This is a genomic window from Janthinobacterium sp. NKUCC08_JDC, assembly GCF_019345575.1.
GTDB classification, from domain to species: Bacteria; Pseudomonadota; Gammaproteobacteria; order Burkholderiales; family Burkholderiaceae_D; genus Janthinobacterium; species Janthinobacterium aestuarii.
In genome coordinates, this window is the sequence record NZ_JAHKQW010000003.1 from 115,921 (window position 1) to 135,370 (window position 19,450).

Sequence of the window (19,450 nt, forward strand, 5' to 3'; positions counted from 1 at the left end):
TGCCAGGCTACCTTTTTACTGTGACACACCATGAATATCACCAAGCAATTAATTCTGACCCTCACCATCGCCTTGCTGGCCCTGCTATTGCTGGGCGCCGGCGGCGCCATCCAGCTGCAGCGCGCCCAGGAGCGTTTTGACACCGTGCAAAACCGTATCATTCCCAGCATCCAGGGCTTGAATGCGGCCAAGGGTTTCCTCGCCGATTCGCGCCTGGCCGGCTACCGCCTGTCCGTGTTCTCGAACCTGGCCGACAAGACGGCGCTGGACAAGGCCGTGGCCGATGCCAACACGAATTTCGACAAGGTCATCGCCACCTACCGCGCCGAGCGCCTGTATGACGCGACGGACAGCAAGATGCTCGACGCCGACCAAGCCGCCATGGAAGCCTACCGCCGCGCGCTGGCGCCATTCTTTGCCGCCGCCTACGCGGGCGACATGGATGGCGTGCGCGCCACCTTGCTGGCCGGCACGCCGCTGGCCATCACGGCCGCCGCCGCGAAAAAGAGCATGGATGACCATATCGCCTACAACAACAAGCTGGTCGATGACGTGAAGGCGGAAAGCCTGGCCGCCTACGACACGGCGTTCAACACCATGCTGGCCGTGCTGGGCGTGGCCGTGCTGCTGACGGGCGCGCTGGCCTGGCATATCTACCGCACCATCAGCGGCGGCCTGGGCAATATCGAGCACACCCTGGAGCGTGTCAGTGCCTCGCTGGACCTGTCCGCCGCCATGCCCGTCGAGCGCATGGACGAAGTGGGCCGCACGGCCACGGCCTTCAACAAGTTCCTCGAGCGCATCGTCGGCGTGATCGCCACCGTGCGCGCCTCGGCCGATACGGTCAGCGTGGCGGCCGCGCAGATTTCCGCCGGCAACGCGGACCTGTCCGTGCGCACGGAGCAGCAGGCGTCGTCGCTGGAAGAAACGGCGTCCAGCCTGGAAGAGCTGACCTCGGCCGTGCGTCAGAATACGGACAATGCGCGCCAGGCGAATTCATTGGCCGTGTCCGCCTCGGACGTGGCTCGCAAGGGCGGCGCCGTGGTGGCGCAAGTGGTGGGCACGATGGGCTCGATCAACGAGTCGGCGAAGAAGATCGCCGACATTATCGGCGTAATCGACGGCATTGCCTTCCAAACCAATATTCTGGCGCTGAACGCGGCCGTGGAAGCGGCCCGTGCAGGCGAGCAGGGCCGTGGCTTCGCCGTGGTGGCCACCGAGGTGCGCAACCTGGCGCAGCGCTCTGCGGCTGCCGCCAAGGAAATCAAGGGCTTGATCGAGGATTCCGTGGATAAAGTCAACACGGGCAGCGCGCTGGTCGATCAGGCGGGCGCGACGATGGAAGAAATCGTCGCCAGCATCCGCCGCGTGACGGACATCATGGGCGACATCGCCAACGCCAGCCACGAGCAGAGCGCCGGCATCGAGCAGGTGAACCAGGCCATCTCGCAAATGGACCAGGTCACCCAGCAAAACGCGGCCCTGGTGGAAGAGGCGGCCGCCGCGGCCTCCTCGCTGCAAGACCGCGCCATCGAGCTGGTCGACGTGGTGGCCGTGTTCCGCCTGCGCGGCGACGCCCAAGGGACGGCGTTGAAAGTGGCGGGCGGCTTGCCGGCCCCGGCAACAACTGCCGCGAGCCGGCGGGTGGCGCTGCCGGGACGTAGTGCTCGCGGCTAAATCTTTTGACCGCTCCGGTTCATTTAAGGGGCGGTATTAGGAAAAAAGCGTAGGTATCCAGCGATGTCAGGTCCGCCTCCAGCACTTTTGTCTTTTGGATGGAGTCGGCCTTCGTTGACTGCTACCTCTTCAAAGTCAAACGGACTGATTCCTTCCAGGCAGGCTACATTGATCCCGAATTGATCGGGTTTTGACCGGCGTTGGTGATGTGTGTATATACCGCATTTTGAGCAGAAATAGTGCTTCGCTTGCATGGTGTGAAACTGATAGAGGGTGAGCAATTCCTCTCCAGAAGTGATCTCTATATCCTGAAGCGCCGCAGAAACCGCTATCGCACCGCGCATGCGGCAATAGGAGCAATTGCAGCGCCTTGCTGTCTTGAGTCCGTCGATAAGTCGAACTTGAAATCGTACAGATCCACAATGGCATGAACCTTGTAACTTTCCATCCGTGCTTTTCATTTTTTTCCTTTCAATGACGGCTTATGGTCGTTCAATCAAAGACAATCCGTTGCCCCAGCTCGAATTGATTCTCATGGCAATAAAACAGGATAAGCGGCGTGTCCTTCGAATAGATCATCGCGTCGTCACGTGAGGGCACAAAAATATCCGGCCAGTTCTCGATCAGGAACGCACTGCTGCAGACGAAGCATTCGTCTTCTCCAAACACCACGACGACCTGCTGAATTCCCGGCATACGGGCACGTAACCAGCTGCTTGCGGCGGCCACATCGTCTCCGAAGGCGAGCCGCTCGATTGAATCGACGGTGTCAACGTTCAGGCCCAGATGCGTCTTCGAGTCATGAAGGCCGACCAAATCATAGGCATGGCGAGCTTCCTCGGCATCCAGCCAGACAATATCGGCCGAGTGATGCTGTAGCTCCTGAACTCTCCAATGTGTTGCATTCATAATTTTCAAAATCTAAGGGCTCTTGGCCAGCGTTTCTAGGGTAGCATCGTGCTCAGGTGTGGATACATGCCTTGTCATTTGTTTGTATAGCCAGAATGCAATTATATTGATATTAATAGGGAGATACCCCACTGATGCAAATCGAAGAAAGCATCCACATTGCCGTCCCGCCCACGGTCGTCGATCAGATTTGGAGCGAGGTCGACCGATGGCATCAGTGGGATCCGGACACCAAGCAAGCCCGGCTCAATGGGCCATTTGCGGTGGGCACACATGGCCGTATCGTTCCCAGCAAGGGGATGGGCATTCCGATGCTCGTCACGGAGCGCTCCGCGGGCCGCTCGTTTACCGTCGAAGGCTACATCCCTTTGTTCCGCATCCATTTCGAGCACACGGTGGTTGCCGCAGATGGCGGATCGGAAGTCGTTCACCGCGTGTGGTTCACTGGAGCGCTTGCCTTTTTGTTCGGGCCAGGCGTTGCCAGGCAAGTCCGGGACGGGCTTCCCAGGACGATGCGCTCGCTCAAGGCCTATGCCGAGAAGCGCAACGAGACTCCCCATGATGGTGAAGCGGCGGGGCCAGCGCGACAACAGCCTGATAGATAGTTTCCCCTCGTCAATTCCTTGCAAACTGCCGCGTCAAATTAACGTGCCGTTCCCCTCATGATGGAATACAATTCTTGCGTGGCAGCCAGCTTGCCTGGCAATGCCGGGCACGGCGCCTTTGACCTCGGAAAGATGTTTGCTTATGACTCTGCAGTTCCCCCTGCCGAATGTACCTCTTGCGCCTTGCGCGCCATCGAGTCGGTCCCAGCCACTCGGCTCCCTGTTTGCCCTGACCCTGTTCTGCCTGATTCCAGCCGCGTCCGTGATGGCGGCTGCGCCCGCCAGCAGCAGCGTCATGCTGGAAGAGCTGACGAGCACGGAGTTGCGCAGCCGTATCGACCACGGCGCCACGACCGTGTTGGTGCCGATAGGTGGCGTCGAGCAGAGCGGGCCGTATATCGCGCTGGGCAAGCATAATGTGCGCGCCGGGCTGCTGGCGCGGCAGATTGCGCAAAAACTGGGCAATACCATTGTCGCGCCTGTCGTTTCCTATGTGCCCGAAGGTGCGATTGTTCCGCCGGCCGGCCACATGCGCTTTGCCGGTACGATCTCGATTCCGCCCGCCGCTTTCGAAGCCGTGCTGGAAGGGGCGGCCGCCAGCCTGCGCCAGCATGGTTTCCGCGACATCATCTTCCTCGGCGACCATGGCGGCTATCAAAAAAACGAGCAGAACGTGGCCAACAAGCTCAACCGTGCCTGGGGCAAAGCCGCCACCGCCAAGGATGCGCGCGCTTACGCCTTGCTCGACTACTATGACATCACGCAATCGGCGTATATTGCCGAGCTGCAAAAGCGCGGCCACAGCAGCGCCGAGATCGGCCTGCATGCGGGCTTGGCGGACGCGGCGCTGATGCTGGCGACGGACCCGTCGCTGGTGCGCAGCGAGGCCATGGCGCACGGACCCAAGCCCGGCGTGGCGGACGGCGTGCGCGGCGACGCCTCGCGGGCGACGGCTGAACTGGGCCAGATCGGTATCAAGCTGCAGGTGGACACGTCGGTGGCCGCCATCAGGCAGCTGCTGCAACGTACTAAATAATTCCGCTGGAAGTGCTGAACTTCCGGCTTTTGCAACGAAACGACGCGAAATTATATGAAAAAATCTCAACGACGCACCATCGTCACCTTGTCCGCCTTGGCTGCCGCATTGGCCGGCCTGGGCGTGGCCAGCCAGGTCATCGGCGCCAGCACGCCGGCCCCGGCCGCCGTAGCGCCGGCCGCCGCCTATTCGCCGCTGCCGGGCATGCCGCCGCTGGTGGATCCGAAAAACGTGTACGGCAGCATCGCCAGCAGCAATATGAGCCCCGTCGTCAAGGATCATTTGCGCCGCGTCTATGTGCCCAATTTGCGCTCGAACGATGTGTACGTGATCGACCAGGAGAGCCTGAAAGTGGTCGACAAGTTCAAGGTCGGCAGCGGCCCGCAGCACGTCGTGCCGTCGTGGGACTTGCACACCCTGTGGGTGGCGAACAATGCCGAGCGCACGGACAAGGGCAGCTTGACGCCAATCGACCCGTTGACGGGCAAGCCGGGCAAGGAAGTGCCCGTCGATGACCCCTACAATATGTACTACACGCCCGATGGCAAGTCCGCCATCGTCGTGGCCGAAGCGCGCCACCGCCTCGATTTCCGCGATCCGAAGACCATGGCCGTGCAGTATTCGATCGACACGCCCCAGTGCGGCGGCATCAACCATGCGGACTTTTCGAATGACGGCCGCTACGCCATGTTCACCTGCGAGTTCGACGGCACCATCGCCAAGATCGATCTGGTGGGCCGCAAGGTCGACGGCTACCTGAAATTGCAGATGCCGGCCAAGCGCTTTGCCGAGTCCGGTCCTGTGGGCGGCCCGGCGAATGAAATCTGCAGCGTCAAGAAGGGCATGCCGCAAGACATACGCATCTCGCCAGACGGCAAGAAATTCTTTATCGCCGACATGGACGCCGACGGCGTGCACATCGTCGATGGCGCCACCCTGAAGGAAATCGGCTTCATCCAGACGGGCGTGGGCGCGCACGGCCTGTACCCTAGCCGTGACGGCAAGAAATTGTACGTGGCCAACCGCGGCACGCACCGCATCCATGGCAAGCCGAAGGGCAAGGGCAGCGTCAGCGTGATCGATTTCGCGACGGAAAAAGTCGTGTCGAACTGGCCAATTCCCGGCGGCGGCAGCCCGGACATGGGCAATGTGTCCGCCGACGGCAAATATCTGTGGCTGTCCGGCCGTTTCGACGACGTGGTCTACCGCATCGATACGAACAGCGGTGACGTTGCCAAGGTCAAAGTCGGCCAGGAGCCGCACGGCCTGACCGTGTGGCCGCAGCCGGGCCGCTATTCGCTCGGCCATACGGGCAACCTGCGCTAGGCTGGCGCATGGCGCTTCCTGGAGTAACTGCGGCGGATATACAGTCGTGATTGCCTAAAAAGCAATATTGGCGCATACTGTATTTTCTATTCCACTACCTCCAGGGAGCGCCACCATGATTCTTGATCACATCGGTTTGAATGTCAGCGATGCACAGGCCAGCAAGGCCTTCTTTTCGGCCGCCCTGGCGCCACTGGGCGTATCGGTGGTGATGGAAGAGCAGGGCTGGGTTGGCATGGGCAAGGATGGCAAGCCCGATTTCTGGTTCGGCGTGGGTGACAAGCCGCATGCCGGCATGCATCTGGCCTTCGCGGCGGACAACCGTGGCCAGGTGGACGCGTTCTACAAGGCCGCGCTGGAAGCGGGCGGCAAGGATAATGGCGCGCCAGGCATCCGCGCCCTGTACCACCCGAATTACTATGGCGCTTTCGTGCTGGGGCCCGATGGCCACAATGTCGAAGCCGTCTGCCACCGTCCCGAGCCTTGACGCCGGGCATTACCTGAAGAGAGCAGCATGAAGCACAGCGCCACCCTGTTTGCCGACGATGCCGGCCGCTATGCCTACGTCAAAGCGGGTTTTTCCTGGCCGGCCCTGTTCCTGGGCTCGTTCTGGGCCGTCGCCAAGCGCCGCTGGTGGCTGTTGCTGCTCATGCTGGCGATGGATGCCTGCCTGTGGTTTGGCAGCCATCTGGCCACCGGAATGCGTATCGGCCCGATGATGCTGCTGATGGCTGGCGCGGAACTCAGTTACCTGCTGGCGCGTGGCTGGTATGGCAACCGCTGGCTGGAAGCCTCGCTGCGCAGCCATGGCTACAAGCCCGTCGTGCCAGGCACGGGCGCCGTTGGCTGAGCCTGCCTGGCACAAATATCTCCCTCTGTTACTGACGTTTGCCAAGGGCAAGCTGTCCAGTACAAACTTTCTGCGCTGCCTGGCGCACCTTTGATCCAGATCATCCCTCACCTGCGGTGCTCACGTAGCCTTGGGACTCGCGTTGCAAAGCATCTTCCCACCAACCGGATATGTTTTTTCGCGTTTCGTGGCGTAGCCCGGCCGTCTGCCTCACCCGTTCGACAGCCGGTGGTGCCGCCATATGTCCACCCAACCGCTATTTAATGAGGAACTCCATGTATCCATATTCCCGTAGTGTTACCCCCGCCGCCAAAAACCACCTGGAAGCACAACTGGCTTTTTTCAATGGCCTGTCGAAGTCGCTGTTTCAATCGATGCAGCAGTTCAGTGACCTGAACATGCAGCTGGCGCAAGGCTTGCTGGAAGAAACCACGGTCACCAGCCAGAACCTGCTGACGGTCGAGCGCGCTGAAGATGCGTTCCAGGTGGCTGCCGCATCGGGCCAGCCAGCCGCCGAGCAATTGCGCAAGTACCAGCAACAGGTGTCGCGCCTGGCAGCCGATACGCAGGTCGAACTGGCCAATGTGGCAGAGCGTCATGTGAATGAAACGAGCCGTACCGCGAAGGCCCTGGCCGAAGAAGTGGCCCGCACCGCTTCGGAAGAAACGGAGAAAAACGTGCGCAAGCAGCAGGAAGCGATGCAGCGCATGGCCGAACCGTTCCAGGCTTATCAGCAAAACGGCGCCAACCGCGACCAGCAACGTGGGGCGCAAAGCCGTGACGGTCAAAGCCTGCAAAGCGCCAGCCACCAGGGCAGCCAGCAGTCGGCGGGCAGCGAAGGCTCGGCCAGCGGCAGCGCCTCGCAAGCGGGCTCTGCACAAAGCAAGAGCGGCGCCAGCCGCAAAGAGTAAGCACGAGGCTGCTTGCAGCTGAGCCGCATCGCGAGGGCCGAGCCTTGCTATGCGGCCAGACGGCACGCGGTATCGTGCGTATTGGTTCAGGCAGAACGCCCGCCCTTCACGGGGCGGGCGTTTTGTCGTAGGCGTGCGGCTCAGGCGCTCGCGTGGCCGCGCCAGGTACGCGGGGCTGCAAGGCTATGCCTGCCGGCAAGGCTGTATCTGACAAGACCGCGGACAAGACTGCGGACGAGGCCGCGTCACCGCTCCCGGTTCCGCTGTTCGCCTCGATGAAGGCGCTGACGGCATCCAGGGTGGGCGCCAGCCTGCGCAAGGGGCCGGCCAGCGTGGCGACCAGGGTGGCGTGGCCCACGTGGTCGAAATAGGTTTCCGTCACGGGCCGGTGCAGCGCCCGCAAGGCGCTGGCCAGGCCGCCCGTGTTGCGTTGCGGATTGACCAGCTTGTCCTTGCCGGGCAACGGGGCGATCAGCAGGGCGGGCGGGGCGTCGGCCGTCACATGGTGGATGGGCTGCGAAGCGGCGGGCGTGTCCGGGTAAAAGAAGACGGGCCGGGTGGTGGTGTTTTCGATGGGCAGGAAATCATAGGGGCCGGCCAGGCCTATCCAGCCCCGCAAGTCGTGCGGACGCATGCCGTGGCGCGCCAGCAGGCTGGCGTCGAGCGCCAGCATGGCCGCATTGTAGGCGCCGGCGCTATGGCCCATGACGAACAGGCGCGTCGGGTCGCCGCCATGGCGGCGCGATTCCATCGCGGCCCAGGCTACGGCGCGGGCCGCATCCTGCAAGATTTCGGGGTAGTGCACGTCCGGATACAGCCGGTAATCGGCGATCACGGCCAGGTAGCCGCGCGCCGCGAGCGCGTGGCCGACGAAGGCATAGTCGGCGCGTTCGCCCGTCGTCCAGTTGCCGCCATAAAAGAACACCACGACGGGCACGGGTCCCGTGCGGGCCTTGGGGGCATACACATCGAGTTTCTGCCGTGGCAGGGGGCCGTAGGCCAGGCCCCGCGTCACTTGCGAGGCGCTGCCGGACGACAAGGCATTGATGGCGGTCAAGGGCGAGCAGGCTGCCAGGCCGGCAGCGAGCGGGATGGCCGCCAGCACGCCGAGCAGGGTGGTGCGCAGGATCGTCATGCAAGCTCCCGATGTTGGTGGATGATGCTTGCAGTGTAGGCCAGGCTGGGCAGGGCGCACACGGGAAAGTTGCTCTCTAGCATAGATAAATGTTGCATGCGTCAATCAATCCTGTAACAGCCATTTGCGCGCCGTGGCGATGACGGCGTCCGACAGCGTGCGCGTGAGGGGCGTCTGGATATCCCAGGCATGCCAGGTCAGGGGCACGTCGAGCGCTTGCCCGGCCGCCACGTCGATGAGCCGGCCGGCGGCCAGCGCTGTTTCCGCCTGCAGCAAAGGCACCATGCCGTAAGCATAGCCCGCTTCGATGAAGCGTACGAAGTCGCGCGCAGAACCGAGCACATGGTGCGGATAGCGGCCCGTGTAGCCGAGGCGGTGCTGCAGGTAGCGCTCGTGCAGCGCATCCTTGCTGCCAAACGTGATGGCGGGCGCCTGGCTGACGGCTTCCACCGTAAAACCATGGGGAAACCACTGCTGCGCGAACCCTGGTGAGGCCACGCACAGGTAGCGCATGCCGCCCAGCGGCGTGGCCGTGGTGCCGGCCACCAGGTCGTTGGCGCTGGTGACGCAGGCAAACACGCGCCCTTCGCGCAGCTGGCTCAGGGTATGGTCTTGGTCGTCGAGGCGGATATCGAGCAGGCAGGACGGCGGCAACAGCAGCGGCCCCAGCGCTTCCGGAATCCAGGTGGCGGCGCTGTCGGCGTTGACGGCGATGGCCAGCGCCGGCAATTGCGTGGTGGGGCCGGGCTGGGCGTCGAGCGCCGCTTCGAGCAGCTTGACTTGCCGGTAGTGGGCGATCAGGCGCTGGCCCGCTTCCGTCGGCATGGGCGGGTGGCTGCGGATGATCAGCAGGGTGCCTTCCAGATTTTCCAGGGTGCGGATGCGCTGCGACACGGCCGGCTGGCTGATCGCCAGCGCCTGCGCGGCCTTTTCAAAGCTGCCCAGTCCGATCACGGCGTCGAGGGCGGCCAATCCACGGTAATCGACGACACGCATAAGTTTCTCTTATATATGGTTAGAATCATTCATTATACTTATATTTACTTTTTCTTTACACTGTTGAAATAGGGTAACAACTCCACTCTGCCGCGCGGTCCTCCTGGTTCCGCACCACCCTCCACCTACCTCTGATGACTTTGCCTTTGCCGGCAGAGCGTGGGCGGCCGTGCGCGTGATGGAAAGCAATAAAGGAATCGATATGGACAGCGCAATCTTCTTGAAAGGCATGGGGCTCGGCGCGAGCCTGATCGTGGCCATCGGCACGCAAAACGCCTTTTTGCTCAAACAGGGCTTGAAGCGCCACTACGTGCTCACCTGTATCCTGGTCTGCCTCGTGTGCGACGCGATGTTGATCACGGCCGGCGTGGCCGGCATGGGCACGTTCATCGCCGACAACCCGAATTTCCTGCTGTGGGCCAAGGCCGGCGGCGCCACGTTCCTGATCGCCTACGGCTTGCGCGCGGCGAAGTCCGCCTGGCGCCCAACGGCCCTGACGGTGTCGGCCGCCAAGTCGCCCGAAGGCTACTGGGCCGTGATCGGCGCGGCGCTGGCGTTCAGCCTGCTGAACCCGCACGCCTTCCTCGACACGGTCATCCTGCTCGGCTCGATCGGCGGCCAGCATGAAGGCGTGGGACGCTTCTACTTCGCCGGCGGCGCCATCATGGCGTCGGCCCTGTGGTTCTTCCTGCTGGGCTTTGGCGCCCGCTACCTGGCGCCCGTGTTTGCCAAGCCCATGGCCTGGCGCGTGCTCGACGGCATCATTGCCCTCGTCATGTGGGCCATCGCCGCCTCGCTGTTCCTGTAAGCGTGACAAGCGCCGCAGCCTGCCTGCGGCGCGCGGCAATTCCCCGTAGAATAGCCGTCAACTTGACGCTATGCTTTTCAGGAATGCCATGACCAACACGCCAGACTCCCTGCACATCGTGTGCCCCCATTGCGACGCCGTCAACCGCCTGCCCGCCGCGCGGCTCGCGGAACAGCCCACTTGCGGCAAGTGCCAGAAGGATTTATTCACGGGCCAGCCCGTGGACCTGGCCAGCGCCCGTTTCCTCAAGCATATCGAACGCAGCGACATTCCCGTGCTGGTCGACTTCTGGGCGCCGTGGTGCGGCCCGTGCCGCAGCATGGCGCCATTCTATGTGCAAGCCGCCAAGACCCTGGAGCCGGCGTTTCGCGTCGTCAAGGTGAATACGGAAGCGTCGCCGGACCTGGGCAGCCGTTTCAATATCCGCAGCATTCCCACTCTGGCCCTGTTTCGCAAGGGCGTGGAAGTGGCGCGCCAGCCGGGCGCCATCGATGCCAATGCCATCGTCGCGTGGGCGAGGGACAAAGCCCGCCTTTGAGCCGACAGGAAAACCAGTACGGTTTTCCATTTGACATTTAATATGGCGCCATATTATATTGCGCCATATGATAAAACTCGAACAGAAATACACGGCCTTGCTCGGTGATGTGCAGCGCCGCGCGCTCGGCGCGGACACGCAGGCATCGATCGGACGCTTGCGCCTGTGCTTTGAAGTGCTGGGCCTGGCGTCCGCCATCGATGGCGATTGCGCTGTGCGCCTGGGCCGGCATGGCTTGTCGGAAGGGAAATTTGTGCTGCTGTCTCTGTTGCGCGACGTGCCCGACGGACTTTCGCCGCACGAACTGGCCGAGCGGGCAGGCGTGACGCGCGGCACCATCACGGGCTTGCTCGACGGCCTGGAACGCGACGGTTTCCTCGCGCGCCATGCTGACCAGCTTGATCGGCGCAAGCTGCTGGTGCGCCTGAGCCCCAAGGGAGAAGCGGCCGCCGCGACCCTGGTCGATGAGCACGCGCAGTGGATCGCCAGCCTGTTTGCCGATTTCACGCCGGCAGAAATGCAGCTATTGAGTGCGCTGCTGGAAAAAGCCTGGCGCAAGACAGACCGGGGTGCCGCATGAGCCGCGGCGTCGCCGACATCGCGCCAGCGCGCCTGGCCCTGCTGAACGGGGGCAATGTGCCCAGCGCCACCCTGACGGAAGGGCTGGCCATCGATTTCGCCCAGCTGCTTGCCGCGGCCGTGCCTGGTATTGGCGCCGCCCACCTGGAGCAGATGCGCGCGCAGGCGGCAGACGGCATCACCAGGCGCATGGCGCTGGCGGCGCAATTGCTGCTGGACGCCAAGGCCGATCTGGCTGTGCTGCAAGCCCACCCATCCGACATGGTACGGGGCTGGGCCTGCTTTGCCATCGCCGCCCAGGCTGGATTGAGCTTGCCGCAGCGGCTGGCCGCCATGCGGCCGCTGGCCGACGATGGCCACTTCGGCGTGCGTGAATGGGCCTGGCTGGCGCTGCGTCCCCATCTGGCGGCGCATCTTGACGAGGCCATCAGCTTGCTGGTGCCGTGGACGGCGGACCCGTCGGAGCGGGTGCGCCGCTTTGCCTGCGAAGCGCTGCGTCCGCGCGGCGTGTGGTGCGCGCATATCGCCCGGTTAAAGGCGCAGCCGCAGCTGGCCTTGCCCGTGCTGCAGCCTTTGCGCGCCGACCCGGCCATCTACGTGCAGGATTCCGTGGCCAACTGGCTCAACGATGCGGCCAAGAGCCAGCCGGACTGGGTGCGCAGCCTGTGCGCGCAATGGCTGCAGGAAAGCCCCGCTGCCGCGACGCGACGCATCTGCAAGCGCGCCCAGCGCTCGCTTTCTTAATTCTTTGGAGGAAAACATGCATTATCTGTTAGAACTGTACAGCCCGAAACCGGCCTGGCTGGCCCTCGATGGCGCCGCGCGTCAGGCGTATTTCGACACGGTCGGCACCGGCATGGCGGCCTTGTCCGGCATGGGCGCCGAAGCGCTGGCCATGGGCGCCATCGATGGCGGCAAGCTGCATGCGGCTGCCCAGCAATTCTATGCCGTCTGGCGTTTCCCGGACGAGGCGGCACTGGACGCCTTGCTGGCCGGCATCGCCGGCACGGGCTGGCATGATTACTTCGACACCATCAACGCGGCTGGCACGGCCGTGGATTTCCCTGGCCACCTGGCGCAGCTGGCGGCCATCTAAGCGTACGGCGTTTTCCTTGCCACTGAGGTAAAGTTGGCATTTCCATCTGAATACCGACGTTGATGCCGACCAAACTGCTCTCCACCCTGTTGCTTGCCCTGGCGCCCATGCTGGCGTCGGCAGTCCCCGCCACTCCGCAAGCGCTCGTCGCCGCCGCCCGCAAGCAGGTGGGCGTGACCGTGCAGTACGATCCGCGCTACGAACGGCTTGCCTATCCGGGCGGCGACGTGCCGCTCGAGCGGGGCGTGTGCACGGACGTGGTCGTGCGCGCTTACCGCCAGCTGGGGCAGGATTTGCAGGTGCTCGTACACGAAGACATGCGCAAGGCGTGGCAGGTGTACCAGCAGCAGGGACGCTGGCAGATGAAGGGACCGGACCGCAATATCGACCACCGCCGCGTGCCGAACCTGGGCACCTACTTTGCCCGCCACGGCACCAGCCTGCCGCCAAGCAAGGAGGCGAACGCCTACCGCGCGGGCGACATCGTCACGTGGCGCTTGCCGGGCAACCTCACGCACATCGGCATCGTCAGCGACAAACAGTCGTGGGGCGGCACGCCGCTCATCATCCACAACATCGGCGAGGGCGCGCGCGAGGAGAATATTCTGTTCAGCTATCCGATCACGGGACACTACCGCTGGCAGCCGCGCTGACGGATACGGGCGCTATTTCCTGCAGGATTGCCAGCACCTTGGCCAGCGCCGTGTCGATATCGAGCTTGTTGATGGCGCCATAGCCGAGGAACAGGCCTTCATGGCGGGCGGGGCCATGGTAAAAGCTGGCCAGCGCATACAGGCTGATGTCGGCCTGGCGCGCGCGGCGCTGCAATTCGGCGATATCGAGCGGCGCCTGGGCCAGCGCCGCCACGTGAAAGCCGGCGCTGGCCGGCACCAGGCGGAACCACGGCGCCAGCGGACCGTTGAACCAGTGCAGCAGACGCTCGCGCCGCCCCGCATAGATATCGTGGCAGCGCCGGATGTGGCGCAGCAAATGGCCGTCGCCGATGAACTTGGCCAGCGCATGCTGGCCCAGGCTGGCCGTATGGCAATCGCTCAGGTATTTCACCGTCTGCACGGCAGCCACGATGGCTTGCGGCAGCACCACATAGCCGAGCCGCAGTTCCGGCAGCATGATCTTGGAAAAGCTGCCCACATGCGCGACGATGCCGTAGCGGTCCATACTTTGCAGCGCATCCTCGGGCCGGCCCTCGTAGCGGAACGCGCTGTCGTAATCGTCCTCGATGATGATGGCGCCCAGCTGTTGCGCCCGCTCCAGCAAGGCGTGACGGCGCGCCATGCTCATCGGCATACCCAGCGGAAATTGATGCGCGGGTGTGACATAGATCAGCCGCGTGCCGTCCGGGATTTGCCCGACGATCAGGCCATCCTCGTCCACTTCAATGCCCACCACACGCGCGCCCTGGCTGGCGAACATGGCGCGCGCGACCGGGTAGCCGGGTTCTTCCACGGCAACCGTGTCGCCCGGTTCCAGCAAGGTTTGCGCCAGCAGGTGCAAAGCTTGCTGCGCGCCGCTGGTGACGAGCACCTGTTCTTCGGTGCAATGGATGCCGCGGCTGAAGGCGGCATGGCCGGCGATCGCCGCGCGCAAGGCGGGCAAGCCTTCCACAGGACCATAACGGCCGCGCGCCTGGCCACCCTGGCGCAGCGCGTGCAGCATGCAGGCGCGCCATTCATCTTGCGGGAAGTGCGCGGGCGTGGCGCGTCCGCCGATGAAGGCGTAGCGCGCCGGCGTTTCCTGGCTGGCGCGGCGCAAGGGCGTGGGCGTCGCTTCCCAGCGGGCGATGCGCTGCGCGCTGGCCAGCGGCGCGCTGGCGTGGCGCCGTTGCGGCGAGGCGTGCGGCGTCTGCACGAAGCTGCCCACGCCCACTTTGCCGACCAGCAGCTTTTCGTAACCGAGCTTGTCATACACGTCGGACACCGTCTTGCGCGACAGGCCCAGCTGGCTGGCCAGCAGGCGCGAGGGCGGCAGTTGCTGGCCGTCCGTCAGCCGGCCCGAGCGGATGGCTTCGCTGAGCTGGCGGTACAGCTGGCCGCCCAGGTCGTGCGTGCCGTCGATCAGGATATGTAATTCCATGGTGTGTCTGCTGGTGGTCTGCTGTTTTTCGGGGAGATTGGCCTGCCGCACGCTCTTCTTGCGCTTCTACAATGATGTATCTCTACTTTATCAAGGAATGCCATCATGACACAGCAACGACTCGATTTCATCCAAGCCTCGCCCGATGCCATCAAGGCCATGTACGCGCTGGAAGCGGCGATTGCCAAGCTGGGCGTGGAACACTCGCTGCTCGAGCTGATCCGCCTGCGCGCCTCGCAAATCAATGGCTGCGCCTTTTGCGTGGACATGCACACGAGCGACGCGCGCAAGGCGGGCGAAACGGAGCGCCGCCTGTATGCCGTGTCCGTATGGCGCGAAACGCCGTTCTTCACGCCGCGCGAGCGGGCCGTGCTGGCCTGGACGGAAGCGCTGACCCTGCTGCCGCAGAATCACGCGTCCGACGCAGACTATGCGGCGTTGGCGGAACAATTGACGCCGGCGGAAATGGTCAACGTGACCCTGGCCATCGGCTCCATCAATACCTGGAACCGCCTGGCCGTGGGCTTTCGCAAGATGCCGGAATAAGTTCTTTGTTCGTTCGCGAACAGACGCATGGCTTGCTCCTGCGTAGGCTGGCAGGACGATTGATCAGCCAGGGAGCAGCCATGCAAGTACCTATCGGGGAAGGCGCCGACAAGACGCCCGAGCAACAGGAGGAAGCGCGCCGCGAATTCATCGCCGAACTGTGGCGGCGTTTCGAAGCCTTGCAGGAGTGGGCTGTCAGCCACTGGCCCGACCAGCAGCACCCGCTCAGTTCCGCCGACTTCGTCGAAACGCGCAAGGAGATCTTGAGTTTGCGTTCGCCGGCCGGGTCGTTGAACCAGCCGTCGCAAAAGGATGAAGCGGAACCGGAGCAGGGCGGGGCACAATATGTTGACGTCACCCCTGCGCCGTGGCCGTAGGTCGGATTAGCGCTTGCGCGTAATCCGACGCCACCCGCCAACAATGTTGTCGGATTACGGCCCTCCGGGCCTAATCCGACCTACGCGTTGCTCTTCCCTTGCGCAAACACCCAGCAAACCAAACTCACCAGCAGCCCCGCCATCACGCCATACGCCAGGTTCAAGGCGCTGTCGAACAGCAGCGGCGCCACCAGGCCCGAGACGAGGGCGAACAGCAGCATCTGGATGAACGACTGCATCGACGAGGCCAGGCCGCTGTTGTTGGGGAAGTGGTTGAGGGCCATCAGTGTCATCGGCGGCATGGCGATCGACAGGGCGAATGAATAGAAGAACAGCGGCAGCACGGCCCACGGCACTTCGGCGGCAAAGACATAGTTGTAGCCGATGTTGGCGGCGGCCGCCACCAGCATCAGAATGAAGCCGGCCCAGATCATCTGGCGCTGGCTGTAGCGGTGGGCGATTTTCGCCGACAGGGCCGAGCCGAACACCATGCCGCTGATCAGGGGAATGAACAGCCAGGCAAACGCCGTTTCCGGCAGGTGCAGGATGTTGATGATGAAGTAGGCGGCCGAGCCGATGTACAGGGCGAAGCCGCCAAAGGCGGCGCCGATGGCCGTCGACAGCAGCAGGAACTGGCGGTGGCACAGCACTTTCCAGTAATTGACGGCGATGTCGCCCAGGTGGAAGGCTTGGCGCTGCTCCTTCGGCAAGCTTTCCGGCAGCGCGCGCCAGACGACGACGAACATCAGCACGCCGAACGCCGTGAGGAACCAGAAGATCCAGCGCCAGCCCAGGCCCACTTGCAGCCAGCCGCCCAGCACGGGCGCGATGGCCGGCGCCAGCGCGAACACCATCATGATGTGCGAGAGGATTTTCTGGGCGGCGGCGCCCGAATAGCGGTCTTGCACGATGGCGCGGCCGATCACGGAACCGGCGCCCGCCGACAGTCCCTGCAGTACACGCCAGGCCAGCAGCCAGCCCAGCGACGGCGCCAGCGCGGCGCCCACGGAGGCGATCACATACAGCACCAGCGAGACGAGAATCACGGGACGGCGGCCGAACGAGTCGGACAGGGTGCCGTAAAACAGCATCATGAAGGCGAACGTGAACAGGAAAAAGCTCAGGGTTTGTTGCACCAGCAGGGGGCTGGCATTGAAATCTTGCACGATGGCGGGGAACGACGGCAGATAGGTGTCAATTGCAAGCGGTCCGACCATCGCCAGGCCCGCCAAGATCCATGTTAATAATTTAGTCATGTTGAACAGTGTTTTTGTTAGTCCGTCATTTTACGCTAGTGGCAACAATCGGGTTTGATCGTTGGCCGCCACGCGGTTGATATGCGTTTTTCGTATATGTAATCTTGGAATTCTTCGTTGGAATCGCAGTGCCTGGCCGCTAAGCTGGGGCGACCCGGCTTGTTCGCCGTTTTCTGGAAGCGATACCTATGCACAGCATTTATCCCGCGGCGCCCGCCGACGACACGGCCCAGTGGAACCTGGGGCCCGTGATCCAGGCCTTGCGCAGCTCGCGCGAAGACAAGCACAAGATCCGTCATAACGGCAGGGTGCGCGAACTACCGTCGCGCGAAGCGCTCACCACCATCGTCAACGGCCTGTCGGCGGCCCTGTTCCCCACGCATTACGGGCGGCCCAACCTGACCGATGAAAGCATCGACTACTTTGTCGGTGACACGCTCAATACCACATTAAACCGCCTCAGCGAACAAGTGCGGCGCGGTTTGCTGTTCTCGGCTCCGGCTCACGCCGTTCCGGCCGGTGATGAAGAGGGCGGCGCCAATGACGACGCGGCCCTGGCGCAGCAGGCGCGCGACATCACCCGTGCATTCGCCGCCAGCCTGCCCGATATCCGCGCCTTGCTCGTGTCGGACGTGCAGGCCGCCTACGCGGGCGACCCGGCCGCCACCTCGGTGGCCGAGATCATGCTGTGCTATCCGGGCACCATCGCCATTTTGTACCACCGCCTGGCGCACCAGCTGCACGCGCTCGGTGCGCCATTCCTTGCGCGCCTGATCGCCGATATCGCGCACACCCTGACGGGCATCGACATCCACCCGGGCGCGCGCATCGGCGCCTCGTTCTTCATCGACCACGGCACGGGCGTCGTGATCGGCGAGACGGCCATCATCGGCCAGCGGGTGCGCCTGTACCAGGCCGTCACCCTGGGCGCCAAGCGTTTTCCGGCGGATGCTTCCGGTGCGCTGATCAAGGGCACGCCGCGCCATCCCATCGTCGAGGACGACGTGGTCATTTACGCGGGCGCGACTGTGCTGGGGCGCATCACCATCGGCGCGGGATCGACTATCGGGGGGAATGTGTGGCTGACGCAGAGCGTGCCAGCTAACAGCAATGTATCGCAGGCGCAGATGCGCAACGATTAGGTGCGGCGGAAGGGGCTTGACTCCAGAGTTAGTGCTGGGGTCAGACCCGACGGGGGAATGCGCCCCAAAGGGCGGATTCCGATCGCGAAGCGACTGACCCCACAGTTTTACTTCACCGTCAGCGCTTCATACCGCGCCACGGGAACGCCATCCTTCAGCAGCAGCAATTCCTGGTCGGCGTAGCGGTAGCCGTTGACTTCGCCCAGGGTGGCCAGCAGCAGGCGCTCGAGGTCCATGTCCTGCGGCTGGCACATCATCATGGTGCCGGCCATCTGTCCAAAGTTCAAGGTGCTGACGCCATCGCTGGTGTAGCCGCCCATCATCTGGTTGCAGCCGCTGTTGCCGCTGGCGCGGCCTTCAGCCAGCTGCAGGGTCACTTCGCGCTGCTCGGGCGCCTTGCGCACCACTTGCTTGCCCTTCAATTCCTTCAGTTTCCACTGCGTGCCCGTCAGCTTCGGCGCCGGCTTGGCGGGCGAGGTGGCGCCTGGCGCGGCGGCGGCGGCGTCGCTGCGCACGGGCGTTTGCGCGCAGCCGGCCGTGATGGCGACGATGGCGGCGAGAGGAATCAGTCTGGCGAGTGTGAACATGGCATTTCCTTCTTCAATTGAATGGCGCCAGCGTAGCAGATCGGCGCCGCGCCAGCGTGCACGGTTGACAAGCTCACTGCTGTTTTTCCTGCTCCAGCCGTGACTCGAGCACGGTGCGCGCCGCCGCCACGTAGGCGCGGCAAGCCTGCGGGTCGATGAACGCCTCGCTGCCGGCCGTGGCGCTCGCTTCCAGCCTTTCCCATAGCTGCGACGCTTCCGGGTGGGCCGAGATCAGCACGTCGCACGGCAGTTTTTCCAGGGTCTCGAAGCTGTGGCGCAAGTCCGCCACCGCGTTCGGATACTCGCTGCTGGCGCTGAACTTGAAGCCGGGACGCGAGACGGCGTTGAGGCTGTCCGCGTAGACCATGTTCAGGCAGCGGGGGCCGTCGCACGATTGCCAGGTCCAGCTCAAGCCTCCGGGCGTGTGGCCCGGCGTGGCGTGCGCCGTCACGGTGACGGGGCCGACGTTGAACTGGCCGCCGTCGCGCGCCAGACGCATGTCCTTGACGGGCGGGTATTTGGGCAACGCGTGGTATTGCGGGTCGTCCGGGCCCACTTCGCCCGACGCCAGGTCCAGCGCGGCCGACGGGCTGGCCGCCACCAGCGCATCGCTGCGCCGCTGCAGTTCGGCCAGGCCGCCCGCATGGTCGATATGGCCGTGCGAATTGAGTATCAGCTTGACGTCCTCGATGCGAAAACCCAGGGCGGCGATATTGGCGATGATCTTGGGCGCCGATTCGGGCAAGCCGCCGTCGACCAGCACGTGGCCTTGCGGCGACGTCACCAGCACGGAGCTGAGGCCCTTCACGCCCACATAATAGGTATTGCCGAAGATGCGGAACGGCGCCTGGTCCGCGTTCCAGGTGGCGCAGACGTCGCAGCCCGGCGTCGGCGGCGTGACTGGCGCCTGCGCCCATGCCAGCGAACCATGGCCTGCCAGCAGCGCCAGTGCCAGCGCGCGTGTAAGTGTGAGGGGCATTGC

At 63.8% G+C, this 19,450-nt stretch carries 24 protein-coding genes; 16 read left to right on the forward strand and 8 right to left on the reverse strand.

Going from position 1 to position 19,450, the window contains the following annotated elements:
• The first annotated feature begins 30 nt into the window (after positions 1-30).
• The gene (locus tag KO538_RS10360) at positions 31-1,677 is read left to right on the forward strand and encodes a methyl-accepting chemotaxis protein (protein WP_219328261.1); all 1,647 of its coding nucleotides are present in this window, start codon (positions 31-33) and stop codon (positions 1,675-1,677) included.
• A gap of 23 nt (positions 1,678-1,700) precedes the next feature.
• Here the strand turns inward: KO538_RS10360 and KO538_RS10365 are convergent, their stop codons facing one another.
• Complete coding sequence (locus KO538_RS10365) at positions 1,701-2,138, reverse strand: GFA family protein (protein WP_080698766.1); 438 nt, start codon at positions 2,136-2,138, stop codon at positions 1,701-1,703.
• Positions 2,139-2,169: 31 nt separating this feature from the next.
• The gene (locus tag KO538_RS10370) at positions 2,170-2,586 is read right to left on the reverse strand and encodes a hypothetical protein (RefSeq protein WP_034757107.1); all 417 of its coding nucleotides are present in this window, start codon (positions 2,584-2,586) and stop codon (positions 2,170-2,172) included.
• A 134-nt stretch (positions 2,587-2,720) separates the two neighbouring features.
• Here KO538_RS10370 and KO538_RS10375 point away from each other — a divergent pair, with 134 nt between their 5' ends.
• From KO538_RS10375 to phaP, 6 genes are all read left to right on the forward strand, one after another.
• Positions 2,721-3,191, forward strand: coding sequence for an SRPBCC family protein (locus KO538_RS10375; protein ID WP_219328262.1), 471 nt, complete (start codon positions 2,721-2,723; stop codon positions 3,189-3,191).
• A 265-nt stretch (positions 3,192-3,456) separates the two neighbouring features.
• Positions 3,457-4,227, forward strand: a complete 771-nt coding sequence (locus KO538_RS10380; protein WP_219328458.1) for a creatininase family protein — start codon at positions 3,457-3,459, stop codon at positions 4,225-4,227.
• 54 nt (positions 4,228-4,281) lie between these two features.
• Positions 4,282-5,553, forward strand: a complete 1,272-nt coding sequence (locus KO538_RS10385; protein ID WP_219328263.1) for a YncE family protein — start codon at positions 4,282-4,284, stop codon at positions 5,551-5,553.
• A 115-nt stretch (positions 5,554-5,668) separates the two neighbouring features.
• On the forward strand, positions 5,669-6,040 hold the full coding sequence (locus KO538_RS10390) for a VOC family protein (protein WP_080698767.1): 372 nt from the start codon (positions 5,669-5,671) through the stop codon (positions 6,038-6,040).
• Positions 6,041-6,067: 27 nt separating this feature from the next.
• Entirely contained in the window at positions 6,068-6,403 is a 336-nt protein-coding gene (locus KO538_RS10395) for a hypothetical protein (RefSeq protein WP_051991844.1), read from the forward strand.
• Positions 6,404-6,678: 275 nt separating this feature from the next.
• Positions 6,679-7,314 carry a TIGR01841 family phasin gene (gene phaP, locus KO538_RS10400; RefSeq protein WP_034757122.1) on the forward strand — a complete coding sequence of 212 codons (636 nt, stop codon included), beginning with the start codon at positions 6,679-6,681 and terminating at the stop codon, positions 7,312-7,314.
• Positions 7,315-7,420: 106 nt separating this feature from the next.
• On the opposite strand, the gene KO538_RS10405 is transcribed toward phaP, so the two are convergent.
• Positions 7,421-8,449: an alpha/beta hydrolase gene (locus tag KO538_RS10405; RefSeq protein WP_257620286.1), complete on the reverse strand. Its 1,029-nt coding sequence runs from the start codon at positions 8,447-8,449 to the stop codon at positions 7,421-7,423.
• A gap of 105 nt (positions 8,450-8,554) precedes the next feature.
• Positions 8,555-9,445 (reverse strand): LysR family transcriptional regulator ArgP, encoded by an 891-nt coding sequence (locus KO538_RS10410; protein ID WP_034757126.1) that lies wholly within the window; start codon positions 9,443-9,445, stop codon positions 8,555-8,557.
• Between the two features lie 202 nt (positions 9,446-9,647).
• Here KO538_RS10410 and KO538_RS10415 point away from each other — a divergent pair, with 202 nt between their 5' ends.
• From KO538_RS10415 to KO538_RS10440, 6 genes are all read left to right on the forward strand, one after another.
• Positions 9,648-10,253: a LysE/ArgO family amino acid transporter gene (locus KO538_RS10415; protein ID WP_034757131.1), complete on the forward strand. Its 606-nt coding sequence runs from the start codon at positions 9,648-9,650 to the stop codon at positions 10,251-10,253.
• Positions 10,254-10,341: 88 nt separating this feature from the next.
• Entirely contained in the window at positions 10,342-10,791 is a 450-nt protein-coding gene (gene trxC / locus KO538_RS10420; protein ID WP_219328264.1) for a thioredoxin TrxC, read from the forward strand.
• A gap of 70 nt (positions 10,792-10,861) precedes the next feature.
• Positions 10,862-11,371, forward strand: a complete 510-nt coding sequence (locus KO538_RS10425) for a MarR family winged helix-turn-helix transcriptional regulator (protein ID WP_200873066.1) — start codon at positions 10,862-10,864, stop codon at positions 11,369-11,371.
• Positions 11,368-12,114 (forward strand): HEAT repeat domain-containing protein, encoded by a 747-nt coding sequence (locus tag KO538_RS10430; protein ID WP_219328265.1) that lies wholly within the window; start codon positions 11,368-11,370, stop codon positions 12,112-12,114. Before KO538_RS10425 ends, KO538_RS10430 begins: the two co-directional genes overlap by 4 nt.
• 16 nt (positions 12,115-12,130) lie before the next feature.
• Positions 12,131-12,466 carry a DUF6616 family protein gene (locus tag KO538_RS10435; protein ID WP_219328266.1) on the forward strand — a complete coding sequence of 112 codons (336 nt, stop codon included), beginning with the start codon at positions 12,131-12,133 and terminating at the stop codon, positions 12,464-12,466.
• 62 nt (positions 12,467-12,528) lie between these two features.
• Positions 12,529-13,119 carry a DUF1287 domain-containing protein gene (locus KO538_RS10440; protein WP_219328267.1) on the forward strand — a complete coding sequence of 197 codons (591 nt, stop codon included), beginning with the start codon at positions 12,529-12,531 and terminating at the stop codon, positions 13,117-13,119.
• On the opposite strand, the gene KO538_RS10445 is transcribed toward KO538_RS10440, so the two are convergent.
• Positions 13,088-14,560 (reverse strand): PLP-dependent aminotransferase family protein, encoded by a 1,473-nt coding sequence (locus KO538_RS10445; protein ID WP_219328268.1) that lies wholly within the window; start codon positions 14,558-14,560, stop codon positions 13,088-13,090. The two genes, KO538_RS10440 and KO538_RS10445, sit on opposite strands and share 32 nt — an antisense overlap.
• A gap of 105 nt (positions 14,561-14,665) precedes the next feature.
• On the opposite strand from KO538_RS10445, the gene KO538_RS10450 reads away from it, so the two are divergent.
• Together KO538_RS10450 and KO538_RS10455 are read left to right on the forward strand one after the other, a co-directional pair.
• Entirely contained in the window at positions 14,666-15,106 is a 441-nt protein-coding gene (locus KO538_RS10450; RefSeq protein ID WP_219328269.1) for a carboxymuconolactone decarboxylase family protein, read from the forward strand.
• An 80-nt stretch (positions 15,107-15,186) separates the two neighbouring features.
• Entirely contained in the window at positions 15,187-15,483 is a 297-nt protein-coding gene (locus KO538_RS10455; RefSeq protein ID WP_128139773.1) for a hypothetical protein, read from the forward strand.
• An 80-nt stretch (positions 15,484-15,563) separates the two neighbouring features.
• Here the strand turns inward: KO538_RS10455 and KO538_RS10460 are convergent, their stop codons facing one another.
• Positions 15,564-16,739, reverse strand: a complete 1,176-nt coding sequence (locus KO538_RS10460; protein ID WP_034757161.1) for a multidrug effflux MFS transporter — start codon at positions 16,737-16,739, stop codon at positions 15,564-15,566.
• Positions 16,740-16,927: 188 nt separating this feature from the next.
• Here KO538_RS10460 and epsC point away from each other — a divergent pair, with 188 nt between their 5' ends.
• Entirely contained in the window at positions 16,928-17,881 is a 954-nt protein-coding gene (gene epsC / locus KO538_RS10465) for a serine O-acetyltransferase EpsC (RefSeq protein ID WP_219328270.1), read from the forward strand.
• Between the two features lie 107 nt (positions 17,882-17,988).
• Here epsC and KO538_RS10470 read toward each other — a convergent pair whose 3' ends face one another.
• Together KO538_RS10470 and bla are read right to left on the reverse strand one after the other, a co-directional pair.
• The gene (locus KO538_RS10470) at positions 17,989-18,468 is read right to left on the reverse strand and encodes an META domain-containing protein (protein ID WP_219328271.1); all 480 of its coding nucleotides are present in this window, start codon (positions 18,466-18,468) and stop codon (positions 17,989-17,991) included.
• A 73-nt stretch (positions 18,469-18,541) separates the two neighbouring features.
• Positions 18,542-19,447 carry a subclass B3 metallo-beta-lactamase gene (bla, locus tag KO538_RS10475; protein WP_219328272.1) on the reverse strand — a complete coding sequence of 302 codons (906 nt, stop codon included), beginning with the start codon at positions 19,445-19,447 and terminating at the stop codon, positions 18,542-18,544.
• Between the last annotated feature and the right edge of the window lie 3 nt (positions 19,448-19,450).